At 52.0% G+C, this 12,094-nt stretch carries 11 protein-coding genes; 7 read left to right on the top strand and 4 right to left on the bottom strand.

What is annotated here, in order from left to right:
• A complete protein-coding gene (locus HMPREF2804_RS06030) occupies window positions 1-300 on the bottom strand; it encodes a DUF4193 domain-containing protein (RefSeq protein ID WP_004004482.1) in 300 nt (99 codons plus the stop codon).
• 325 nt (window positions 301-625) lie between these two features.
• On the opposite strand from HMPREF2804_RS06030, the gene sepH reads away from it, so the two are divergent.
• Window positions 626-1,717 (top strand): septation protein SepH, encoded by a 1,092-nt coding sequence (sepH, locus tag HMPREF2804_RS06025; protein WP_070627729.1) that lies wholly within the window; start codon window positions 626-628, stop codon window positions 1,715-1,717.
• 59 nt (window positions 1,718-1,776) lie between these two features.
• On the opposite strand, the gene HMPREF2804_RS06020 is transcribed toward sepH, so the two are convergent.
• A complete protein-coding gene (locus HMPREF2804_RS06020; RefSeq protein WP_070627722.1) occupies window positions 1,777-3,021 on the bottom strand; it encodes an alkaline phosphatase family protein in 1,245 nt (414 codons plus the stop codon).
• Window position 3,022: 1 nt separating this feature from the next.
• On the bottom strand, window positions 3,023-3,619 hold the full coding sequence (locus tag HMPREF2804_RS06015) for a DUF5998 family protein (RefSeq protein WP_013398920.1): 597 nt from the start codon (window positions 3,617-3,619) through the stop codon (window positions 3,023-3,025).
• A gap of 213 nt (window positions 3,620-3,832) precedes the next feature.
• Here HMPREF2804_RS06015 and HMPREF2804_RS06010 point away from each other — a divergent pair, with 213 nt between their 5' ends.
• From HMPREF2804_RS06010 to HMPREF2804_RS05990, 5 genes are all read left to right on the top strand, one after another.
• The gene (locus HMPREF2804_RS06010; protein WP_070627721.1) at window positions 3,833-6,361 is read left to right on the top strand and encodes a DNA gyrase/topoisomerase IV subunit A; all 2,529 of its coding nucleotides are present in this window, start codon (window positions 3,833-3,835) and stop codon (window positions 6,359-6,361) included.
• A 160-nt stretch (window positions 6,362-6,521) separates the two neighbouring features.
• Window positions 6,522-8,246 (top strand): tetratricopeptide repeat protein, encoded by a 1,725-nt coding sequence (locus HMPREF2804_RS06005; protein ID WP_070627719.1) that lies wholly within the window; start codon window positions 6,522-6,524, stop codon window positions 8,244-8,246.
• 203 nt (window positions 8,247-8,449) lie between these two features.
• Window positions 8,450-9,796, top strand: coding sequence for a tetratricopeptide repeat protein (locus HMPREF2804_RS06000; protein ID WP_246824179.1), 1,347 nt, complete (start codon window positions 8,450-8,452; stop codon window positions 9,794-9,796).
• Window positions 9,797-9,802: 6 nt separating this feature from the next.
• Window positions 9,803-10,318, top strand: coding sequence for a GNAT family N-acetyltransferase (locus HMPREF2804_RS05995; RefSeq protein ID WP_070627717.1), 516 nt, complete (start codon window positions 9,803-9,805; stop codon window positions 10,316-10,318).
• A 162-nt stretch (window positions 10,319-10,480) separates the two neighbouring features.
• Entirely contained in the window at window positions 10,481-11,080 is a 600-nt protein-coding gene (locus tag HMPREF2804_RS05990; RefSeq protein ID WP_070627716.1) for a tetratricopeptide repeat protein, read from the top strand.
• A 62-nt stretch (window positions 11,081-11,142) separates the two neighbouring features.
• On the opposite strand, the gene HMPREF2804_RS05985 is transcribed toward HMPREF2804_RS05990, so the two are convergent.
• Window positions 11,143-11,520: a nuclear transport factor 2 family protein gene (locus HMPREF2804_RS05985; RefSeq protein WP_048754797.1), complete on the bottom strand. Its 378-nt coding sequence runs from the start codon at window positions 11,518-11,520 to the stop codon at window positions 11,143-11,145.
• Between the two features lie 60 nt (window positions 11,521-11,580).
• On the opposite strand from HMPREF2804_RS05985, the gene HMPREF2804_RS05980 reads away from it, so the two are divergent.
• Complete coding sequence (locus HMPREF2804_RS05980; protein ID WP_070627715.1) at window positions 11,581-12,051, top strand: GNAT family N-acetyltransferase; 471 nt, start codon at window positions 11,581-11,583, stop codon at window positions 12,049-12,051.
• Window positions 12,052-12,094: the final 43 nt, after the last annotated feature.

Raw genomic sequence — 12,094 nt, 5'->3', positions numbered from 1 at the left:
TTATCCTTCGCATTCTACGCAGTACAACAGACCGTCTTCTTCACGCGCAATCTGCGAGCGGTGACGAACCAGGAAGCAGGATGCGCAGGTGAATTCGTCTTCCTGTGCGGGCAAAACCACTACGTTGAGCTCTTCATTGGAGAGATCTGCACCGGGCAGCTCAAAACTTTCTGCCGCGGTATTCTCATCCTCATCCACCGCCCCGGACTGCATCTCCGAACGGTGCGCGTTCAGCTCTTCGTAGGATTCTTCGTTCTGTTCGTCATCCTGCTTGCGGGGTGCATCGTAATCAGTTGCCAAACTATCACGCTCCGTCGTTTTTGGTGGGCTGAAAATCCTACCGCCCACGGTGGTCTAAATAGGTAGTACCCCATCACATGTCGGCGTGTTATGCGACGGCGGCATGCAGGTATTGTTCACTATTGATACCCATTTTGTCTAATCGGGACGCAGTTAGTGAACTTTTAGCCGTCATAAAGGCCTCTTGGAAGATATCAATTTAGGATTTTTTCACGATGTTTTGGGGGTTTTACTACCGTTTTTTACGGCTCTCACGGTACCCTTGGTAGGTAACTTTATGTTTTTTAAACCGGCATAACGGCATGGTTGTGGTGTTGCCCCACCCATGAATTTGGAGGTTCTTATGCTTGAATTGCGTCTGATTGGTATACATGATGACGGTGAAAATCTGGTGCTTGAGTCTGCTGACGGCACTAGGTTTCTCCTTCCAATTGACGCAAATCTGCGCACAAGCATCACTAAGGCACGACGCATCCAGCCGCTTCGCGGGCGAGGTACTAAGGGGTCTTTCGGTCCGCGTGATATTCAAACTCGCTTCCGACAGGGTGCAAGCGTAGAAGAAATTGCTGAAGAATCCGGCTGGGAACCGGAACGCGTGCGCAGGTACGAGTGGCCTATCGTGGCGGAGCGCTCGCACATTATTCGCGCCGCTCAAAACGTGAAAGTGGGACGGCGTGATTCAGCCTCTGGCATAGGGCAAATTCCTGTCACCCTCGCGGCTCGTATTGCCGAGATTGCGCACCAGCACGGTTTTGAGGATGCCACCCAGGATTGGGAAACTCGGCAGAAAGAAAACGGGCAGTGGCGGGTTGAAGCCGACTTTGCGCTCTCCGACGAGGCACGCGCGAACTTGTCTGAGAAGGTGCGGTTCCCCGCTCGTTGGACCTACAATCCGGCTAATCAAGGGTTGTACGCATCAAATGAGGCAGCATACTTCCTGATGGGGAGCCCGGCTGCGGTGGCAGCTGCGGCTAAAAAAACTTCTTTAGACGGCGAAGATGAAGAGCACGAAGAACATCCGGAGGCAACCGCCCCGGTACAGCAGCGGCTTGTGACTACTCATACGACTCCGGTACGCGTTAATGCGCCTACCTCTTCTTTGAAGGGCGAAAGCCGTGACGAACGTAAACTCAATGAGCTTCTCGAACGCGCCCGCTCGGTACGCCCAGTCACTCCCGTGGTGGAAGAACCGGAAGTGTATGAGCCTGAGCCAGATACACCGCAGTCAGTTGAACCCGTTGATGAACATGACAGCAACGACTCTGCTCCTTCGACGCCCGAGCATGCTCATCACACTTCGGAGCCCAAAGGCGAGCATCACCAAAACAATCGTGATGGGAACAAGACCAGTTCTTCGAAGAAGCAGCGCCGAAGCATTCCCGCATGGGACGATATCCTTTTCGGCGGGCGCAAATAGTAGTAATTTCTTACTAGGATTCCTGAAGACACAGACAGTTTAGCCTGCCGTCCTTGCCGTTACGAGGTCGGCAGATACCGCAGAGGAATAAGACGCTCCGCATCGGTCAGCGAACCGTGCTGCCCCACCATAGCGAGTGCGCGTTCCTTCTGGCGGCGCATATCGTAGAGCGCATAATCATCACGAGCGCAAACGATCAGATCGCCAATTCGTTCTCGCGCTGAATCACGAATTACCGTGCCGTAGTAGCCCCGCTCATACAGGTCATGCGAGTCTAGCACCCAAGCGTGCTCACCCCAGTGCCGAACCCAATATTGTGCGCTCTGGCGGCGGGCATCCGGTGAAGTATCGTGCAGATAGAGCTGTACTGCTCGCGGTTCCCCCGCCGTCATAGCAACATTTTCCAGAAGTTCTTTGGTCGCCGAATAGTCGATGCGGTTTTCCTGCGGAACATTTACCATGCCGTGATCGGCCGTGAGGAAAATACCAGCCCACGCCGGAGAACGTTCGGCAAGGCGGCGCAGTGCCAGATTAAGTTCTTCAAGTTGTTCAAGCCATTCGTCGCTTCCCGCACCGTAGCGATGCCCCGCTTGGTCAAGCTCTCCCCAGTAAAGATATATCAAGGTCGGTGTGCGCGAGGCCAGAAGTTCACAGGCATAAGTAATACGAGCGTTATAGTCGGCTGCGCCCACGAACTCACCGCCGCGCAAGTTTGCTTCGGTGAGCCCACTCCCCCGGTATTTCTCCAGTGAAATCGTCACCACGCGCCTATCGGTACAGTACCGCTCGAAAACGGTGGGCAGGGGTTGCCAGGCGTGCGGATCAACGTTCTTATCCCACCCCGAAAGATGGTTCATCACGGTATTCGTCGTGGGGTTGCGAACCTCGTAGCCAGCAATCCCATGAGCCCCCGGCGCGGAGGCGGTGCCCAACGAGCCCAGCGACGCTGCAGTCGTGGTGGGGAATGCCGCATCCAATGCCCCTAAAGAGACTGTTTTCTTTAGATAAGGCGCATAAGATCCGTAGCTTTGCAGCAATTGTTCTCCCAGACCATCGACCATGATCAGGCAGATATTACGGAATCCGTTTGGGTCAGCCCCAGCTTCAGTTAGTCGTTGTGCCAGGTTGAGCGGGTCTGCATCCAGGCTGAAATCTGGTTCATCATCTAATGGGTGCTGAGCACGCGGTAAGCTTCTTTGCGCTACCAATGATGCGGCCGATTCGAAAACATCTGCCACGCTGTTGCTTCCATAGGCAGGTGGCGGGGGCACCGGATTTCCAGCGTAATCGAGGTATTCAGACATATCAGCGGCTTTCGCTCACCTGAATATGTGCGCGGTGTAGGGCGCGGGCGAACTGCTGCGCTTGAAGGATAGCTTCGGGACCGTCCGCTGTTGCCGAGACGCGCAGGGCTAAATCTTCTCGACTGGCGTCACCACTATACCCGTGATCTGCGGTGCAATGTGGATCGGGGCAGGTAGCGGGTGCCAGTTCCAGGTGCAGCGAGCCCGTCCATGCTATCTGCATCGAAAGTTCGGTGGGGACCGTTCCGGGCTTATATGCCTGCGGATTATCGTACCCGTAACTAATGGTGACGGCGCGCAGAGAACTCAGTTTAACCGCTTCAACGCCCACATGTGCTACGGTCTGCTGCCCTTCTTCTTCAAGATGCTGGTCGTCTAAATGAGCCAGAATCAGCAAAGATCCACTAACAACTAAGACCGTGATATGGCGATGCAAATTATTATGGCTGAAATGCGTTTCAACCTGCACAAAATGGGATTCTGGTTCTAAACCGGCAAGGGCTTCATCAACAATGTCACGCACTAGATCTGGGTAGAAACCTGCACGCTCGATATCGGCCGTGAGCTTTTCCCGCGGATCATATGCGGTCGCTGTCATGAAGACTCCTTAGGGTCATAGGTAATAAGGCAGGTTCGTGTGCGCATGTGTGGTGCTGTTGTTAGACACTGTAGTTTATACCTTAGTGCTTTACATGCTGCCTGTGCTACTTTGACGAGCATTTGGGCGGATTTTTCTGCGCTACCTGTAGAATAGAATTACGAATATGCCCACCCCACATTGGGTGCATTATTGTGCGCCTCAAGGAGAGAAATGGCACGCCGCAGCAAGTCCGCCGTTGAAGATTACCCGGTTGATATTGTCGAAAATATTGTCGATATTGATGTCTCTGCCGAGATGGAATCCAGCTTTTTGGAGTACTCCTACTCGGTTATTTATTCGCGTGCTCTGCCGGATGCGCGCGACGGGCTGAAACCGGTGCAGCGGCGCATCCTCTACATGATGCAGCAGATGGGACTGCGCCCGGATAAGGGGCATGTGAAGAGTGCCCGTGTGACCGGCGAGGTCATGGGTAAACTGCACCCACACGGCGACGCCGCTATTTACGATGCGATGGTGCGTTTGGCGCAGTCTTTTGCGATGCGCCTGCCGCTGGTGGATGGGCACGGTAACTTTGGTTCGCTTGATGACGGCCCGGCGGCTGCCCGCTACACGGAGGCACGCATGGCCCCTGCAGCGACGGCGCTGACTGCGGATCTTGACGAAGACGTTGTTGATTTTGTGCCGAACTACGATAACCAGTTCATGCAGCCGGGCGTGCTGCCAGCGGCGTTCCCTAACCTGTTGGTCAACGGTACAACCGGCATCGCGGTGGGTATGGCAACGAACATGGCTCCGCATAACCTGCGCGAGGTTATTGCGGGTACGCGACATTTGATTGCGCACCCTGATGCCACGCTCAAAGAGATTATGAAGTTCATTCCCGGTCCCGATCTGCCCAGCGGCGGCACGATTGTCGGATTGAGCGGTATTAAGGATGCCTACGAAAGCGGGCGCGGCACATTCAAGACCCGTGCCAAGGTCTCTATTGAGCAGGTGACCCCCCGTAAACAGGGCATTGTGGTGACTGAACTGCCGTATATGGTGGGCCCCGAAAAGGTTATTGAAAAGATCAAGGACGGCGTTAACGCCAAGAAACTGACCGGTATTTCTGATGTGGTCGATTTGACCGACCGCAAACACGGGTTGCGCCTTGTTATTGAGATTAAGAACGGTTTTAATCCGCAGGCTGTGCTGGCCTCGCTATATAAGCACACGCCTTTGGAGGATTCCTTCGGCATTAATAATGTGGCGCTGGTGAATGGGCAGCCGCAGACCTTGGGGCTGCTTGATCTTCTGCGGGTGTATATCGATCATCGTCTGTCGGTGGTGCGCCGCCGCACCGAATTCCGTCTGGGTAAGCATAAGGATCGTCTGCATTTGGTGGATGGTCTGCTGATTGCCATTGTTGATATTGACGAAGTTATTGAGATTATTCGGTCTTCGGATGAAACCGCGCAAGCTCGTGAGAAGCTGATGGCGGTCTTCGATCTGACGGAGGTTCAGGCGAACTATATTCTTGAGCTGCGTCTGCGCCAGCTTACAAAGTATTCCCGTATTGAGCTTGAGGCTGAGCGTGATAAGTTACGCCAGGAGATCGCTGAACTGGAGCGAATTTTGGGTTCCGATTCTGCGCTGCGTGAGCTGGTATCTGACGAGCTTGCCGAGGTTGCTGAGAAATACGGCAACGATCGCCGTACCGTTTTGAAGACGAAAGACGATATGCAGTCTGCGATTGAGGCTGTCTCAAACGGGGCCTCAAAGGCGAAGAAGAGCCTCGGGTTGGCGCTTGAAATTGCCGATGAGCCCTGTTGGGTGCTGCTGACGGCTTCCGGCATACTGGGGCGCACGGTGGGTAAACCAATGCGTGAGGCTTTGGTTGATCCGGGCAAACGCATTAAGCATGATGTCTTCACGTCTATTGTTCCTACGACGGCGCGGGGCGAGATTGGTGCGGTGACCTCTACGGGGCGCATGGTGCGCCTGTCGGTCATGGATTTGGTGGTGTTCGATGATTCTTCGGGAACTCCCGTATTGACTACGGGCGTCAAAGCTACCGAGGTTGTTGCCTTGGCAAAGGGCGAGAAGCTGGTGGGGCTTGTGCCGTTGAATGAGGTAATTGCGCTGGCAACGGCGAACGGCGTGATTAAGCGCGTGAATCCGGAGTATCCGCTGAATCAGACGGAGTGGGATGTTATCAAGCTCAAACCAAAGGATACGGTCATTGCCGCAACCGTGTGCTCTTCCGACGATAATGCCCTAACGTTAGTTACTCAGGAGGCGAAACTTCTGACCTTCGATGCGGCTAAGGTTCGTCCGCAGGGCCGCGCGGGCGGCGGGATCGCCGGTATTAAGCTGGGCGCGCAAGATGCGGTAATTGCGCTCGGCGTGACCGCCCCGGGTTCTGCCGCAGAGGTTGTGACCGTCACGAATGGGCAGGATGGTATGGCGAGTGCGAAGGTCACTCCCCTAGCGGAGTACCCACAGAAGGGTCGCGCGACCGGTGGTGTGCGGGCGCATCGTTTCTTGACGGGAGAGTCGAAGCTGGCGCTGGCGTGGGTTGGCGTTGGTCCTGCAAAGGCTGGCACGCCGGGCGGTGTGGCACGCTCCTTGCCGACCGAGCACGGTTCACGCGACGGCTCGGGTGTGCCCCTTACCCAGGCGATCGGCGCGGTAGGCCCTAACTATGCGGCTATCACCGAGCAAGCAAAAATGGCGTCTGACGGGGAAAAGTTGTTCTAGCTTTGTGCTGACATGCCACTATTGTTATTTTTATTCTTTTGTGGGAATAACGCAGTGTTACCTCTGCATAAGAGGTAACACTGCTACCTTTTAATATGAAGTTTTAGGCGAGACCTAAGGCTTTGAACTTTTCTAACCACTGCGTCAAGGAGATACAGGCGTGACCGAAGCAAATAAACCCTTAGATCAGATGACCGCACAAGAGCGGCTTGTCCTTGGAAGATCTTACTTCAAAGAGGGCAAATTCGATGAGGCTATTAAAGCCTTGTCAAGCATCCGTCAGGAAGAAGCCGACCCCGAAACCTACGCATGGGCACAGTATAGCCTCGGAGTCGTCTATAGAGAGCAAGGCAATCTGGATGAAGCTATCATCGCCTGGTCAAAGATCCGCCATGACGATGACCTCAAAGTCTACATACTGGCACAGCTCAGCCTCGGAGTCGTCTATATAGAGCAAGGCAATCTGGATGAAGCTATCACCGCCTGGTCAAAGATCCGCCGCGAAGAAATCGACTCCGAAACCTACGCACTGACACAGATCAGCCTCGGAGAAGCCTATAAGGTATCAAACAAGCCGGATGAAGCTATCACTGTGTTATCAAAGATCCGCCGCGAAGAAATCGACTCTGAAACCTACGCACGGGCACAGTTCTACCTCGGCGAAATTCATAAAGGTAAAGGAGAGATTAAGCAGGCAAAAGACGCATACCGCAATGTGCAGGGACCCTTCTACTATAGGGCTCAGCGGGAATACAGGATCCTTGATTGTCCTCCAGAGTTAATCAATGATCTTCACAATCTAGCTAAAAATACCGACGAAGTCCTAAAATCTCTCCAGATAATCCCAGAATTTGAATCGAAGGTTGCACACTATAGTCGACTATCAACAGCTTTTGATCTATTTGAAGGCAAAAAAAATGAACAGAAGCCATCAAAATTCCGACTCAATACTATTCGTGGTGTCAATGACCCAACGGAAGGGCTAGTCCTAAGTGATTATTGGGATCAGCAAGGTATCCCAGAAACTATACATACAAACGATACTGCAACATTTATTAGTTGTTTCACTTTTAACCATGACAACCTTAACCAGTTTCGTCTCTACGGGAAAGAGAATGGTCGGGAAGCAACAGGCGTTAGCTTGGTATTCAACAAAGAGTTTTTTAGCAATCAGGCAGATACATTAGGGTTTATAGCTGGCCCTTCGACAGACCTATCTAATAAATCGGAACAGATTAAGCTCAATGAAACAGGAAAAATGGAGAATGACAATAAAAAACCGTTAATAGGTAAATCCACACTCTACCGATGCATTTACCTGGACCCTGAAACCGAGTATTGGACTCTGGCTCAACGCGATAAATCCACCTTCTATCGCGAACACAATGAAGACGAAGACGCAGATGCGAAAGAAAAATGGGGAGAATATTATGGATTAATTTCAGAGAAAGAAGGAAGTGTTGAAACATACTTATTTGGTAAAGAAGATAGTAAAATTGAATCTGTCTCATCCTTACTTCAATCAATATTTACAGAAGATAACTTATACAATAAATGCAATAAAGACGAAAAACAGAAAATTCTTGAGGCCATCCGGTTTATTCTTTTCCCCTTGCAGTATCTGGTGAAACATATTGCTTTCCAGGAGGAGCAGGAGTGCCGCATTATGTATATTACTCAGTTCCGTGATGAGAAGATTCACAACGACCGTGAAAAACAGTGGATGTACGTCGAGTATGAGGAGCCTGTACTGCCACATATCGATAAAATTTGGCTCTCCCCTGGTGCGGCGAAGGATCAAGATTTCTTCCGCATCCTGCTTGATCAAGACGGCGGCAAAAGCAAGGTTCGTATCTCTCAAAACCCCTTTAGAAACAAGGAGTAAAGGAGTAGGGAGCCTGCACAAGGGGTCTTCCTACACCTGAAAACATGATGTCTACCCGCAAAAACTTATTCTAATCTTCATCTTTCTACGGGGGCGTCAAACTTCACACAGAGGTTGCACACCGTTACTCTTATATATATGCGTTTCAGGCAGGATCTTATGCCCTGCCCGAAATTCTACAGACACCGCCTATGGAGATCACCGTGACCGAAGCAGAGAACCCGTTAGAGCAGATGACCGTGCAGGAGCGTCTTAACCTGAGCAAGGAGCACTACAAAGCTGGTGCTTTCGATAAAGCTATCGACGTGCTGGGCACAATTTCTGCCGACGAGAACCCGCAAGCCTACGCAACAGCTCAAAACAATCTGGGTATCGTTTACCGAGACCAGGGCAAGGTAGAGCAGGCGGTCGAAGCCTGGAACCGCATTCCCAAAGATGTTCCCGAACTATATGCCAAGGCGCACAATAACCTTGCCTCTGCCTATATTAAACAGGGCGAAACTGATAAGGCTCTTGAAGCGTGGAAGAATATTCCCTCTGCTGCCCCAAAGCAGTACGCGATGGCGCAGTTCAACCTGGGCGTGACCTACGCGCAACAAAACAACATTGATGAAGCTATTGAAGCCTACCAGCGTGTTCCCAAGGATGTCACCAATCTTTATGCACACGCACAATACAACCTGGGCGCCACATATGCACAGCAGGGCAAAATGGACGAGGCCGCAGAAGCCTACAAGAACGTCCCCGATGCTGCCCCCGCAAAATACGCAAAAGCTCTCAACAACTTGGGCGTGCTCTACGAAGGGCAGGGTAAAGCCGAACAGGCTTCTGAAGCCTACCAGCAGGTACCCAGCACCGTTCCTGACCAGTACGCGATGGCTCTCAACAACTTGGGCGTAACCTATTACAACCAAGGTAAGACAGAGCAGGCTCTCGAACTTTGGGAGACCGTTTCTGCCGATATTCCCGAACAATACGCGACCGCGCAGATGAATCTGGGCATGGTGTACGACAGCCAAGGAAAGCTAGAACAGGCTATTGCCGCGTGGGAGCGTGTACCCGAGAGCTTACCGGAACGCTACGCTTCGGCACAGTACAATATCGGTACTTCCTATGTGGAGCAGGGCAAACCGACGAAAGCAGTCGAGGCTTGGGAACGTATTCCTGCGAGCGCCTCTGAGCCCTACGCGGTAGCCCAATACAACACCGGACTTATCTACGAAGAACAGGGCAATATCGACGATGCCCTAGTGGCGTGGGAACGTGTTCCCAAAGATGCTTCTGAGCACTTCTACAAAGCCCAATTCAATATTGGCGGGGCCTACTACAAACTGGGTGAAACGGACGAGGCAGTTGCCGTCTGGAAGAATATTCCCGAGTCTGCTTCGGAGCAGTACGAGATGGCACAAACCAACCTGAGCATCATCGCCGAAAACCAAGAAAAATCCAAGGGTAGCGGCGAAACCGAGCAGCAGGACGGGAGCGCCAAGAACCAAGAAAAACCTTCCGAACAGAAGAAGCAGGACAGCGTGCAAAAGCAGGAAGGCTAAGATAACGTGAGGATTACCTCCCTCACTGTCAGCGACGTTTCGATTTTGCGCGGCATTGCCCGTGATACGTTTACCGAAACATTTTCAGAGGCTAACAAAGCCGAAGATATGGATCGCTACCTTGCGGAACGGTTCTCAGAAGATCAGCTCGCTCGGGAGCTCAGCAACCCTGATTCGTTCTTCTACGTTGCCGAGGTAAACGGGCACGTCGTGGGTTACCTCAAGCTCAATACTGCACATGCGCAAACCGAACCACAGGCGGCGAACGCGCTCGAAATTGAGCGTATCTACGTGCTGGGCACCCACCACGGCCACGGCGTGGGGCAGGCCCTCTACCATCACGCCATGAGTGTGGCACAAGACCGAAAGGCAAGCTACGTGTGGCTAGGGGTTTGGGAACATAATCATCGAGCCCTGCGTTTCTACGAGAAAAACGGGTTCATCGCCTTCGGTACGCATATTTTTCAGCTAGGTAACGACCAGCAGACGGATATCCTGATGAAGAAATCTGTTGCCGCCTAAACGCTGCGCCTAGCCTAAGTCCCTTCGGCGGTTAGGATATGAAGGATGCGCTTATCTTCGCGCTGAGGCTCCTTCCCGTATAGTTAGAGAAAACAGTTTTTGCTTGAGGGCAAGCCCCGGCAAAATAGGTGCTCATCAACACCTGGTGCAGGAAAGGAAATCATGGTCGATCAGCCTCATGCAGGGATGCAACGCTACGCCCAGGAACAGGTAGATCTTGGCGCACAATACTACGAACAGGGTCTGCTCGATCAGGCATGTGAAGCGTGGGAGAAAGTACCTGAAAGTGTTCCCGATCAATACGCCATCGCGCATGTAAATATAGGCATTGTCTACGACGGTCAAGGCCAGCATGAGCAGGCTATTAAGGCATGGCAGAAGGTTCCCGAAAGTGAGACTCAGCCCTATGCCGTGGCACAGTACAATATCGGATCTGTGCACGAGGCTTTAGAGCAGGACGAGTCTGCTTTAGCGGCATACAGCAAAGTTCCTAAAATAGATGTTCTGCACTATTCTATGGCACAGTTCAATAGCGCTGTGCTCCTGCACCTGCATGGTAACTTGACCACGGCTCTAAGTACCTATCAGAAAATACCTGCCAATGTTCCCGATCAGTATGCACGAGCACAGCTGAATTTAGGCGTTTTGTACCAGCAGATGGGGCACAATGACCAGGCTTTTGAGGCGTGGAAACGTGTTTCCCCAGATTTCCCTGAGCTCTATGAGGTGGCTCAGTCATATCTGAACGACGAAGATTCCTAATAGTTCAACAACGGTTGCGGTGAGGTATTATCACCGCAACCTGCTTTTAAGGCGCACGCTGTTTACTCGCTCAGTACCGCCACAATTTCTTGAACAATCTGCCAGTTTTCGCTGCGCTTTTTCCAGGTGATAGTGAATAGAAAATCCTGCTCCTGCGCTCCCTGACTCATCCTGCGTTTGAGCACAATAGTTCCAGTTTCACCGTCAGAATCTGCAAAAAGTATGGTGTGCGCTGTGTTCAGGGGAGCGGCGCCGCTGTCTTTGAGGGTTTGAAAGAAATCGATGTTGTCCTGTTTCGAGAGAATCTGCACGGTATTATCCGGTAGAATCCGCACAAATTTTAGGTCATCGGCATACACCCGTTTCAGAAAATCAATATCGTAGCTGGTACCGCGCGAAATCAATTCTTCGGTAAGTGTTTTCATCGTTTCGTCAATCATGATGCCCTCGCTCTCTGACGTGGAAATACGTACAAGCTCAGCCTAGCAAAGGAAACAGTCATGACTATCCCCTGGCCCCCTGCAGCTCAAACCGCTCACAACCCTCAAGCGGTGGCACGTATCCTCAAGACCCTGCCTGAATGGTTTGGACGTGAAGAGTCCAATGCCGAATACATACATGCTGCTGAACGACTGGAAACGTGGACGGTAACCCATCCGGAAACCCACGAAGTTGTGGGTATCATGCTGATCACCCAGCACTACCCGGTTGAGGCAGAAATTCATTTGCTGGCAGTAGATGCCGCCTTTCACGGATACGGAATTGGCACTTCCCTAATAAGTGCATTTGAAAAGGAGGCACGTAACCGTGGTATCAGGCTGATACAGGTTAAGACGCTTGGGGAATCTTTTTTCAACGAACCGTACCAACGCACCCGAAATTTCTATAAAGCTGTAGGGTTTTTGCCTCTTGAAGAGACAGACCTGTGGGGCGAAGATACTCCCTGTCTGATTATGGTAAAAGCAATCTAACTGGCTTGACGTACATAGAGCGTAGGCTTCATCCTTCCAAAAG

Source organism: Rothia sp. HMSC065G12 (genome assembly GCF_001811455.1).
Taxonomy (GTDB): Bacteria; Actinomycetota; Actinomycetes; order Actinomycetales; family Micrococcaceae; genus Rothia; species Rothia dentocariosa.
Note: the sequence above shows the minus strand (reverse complement) of the source record. Positions and strands in the feature narration are given on the sequence as shown.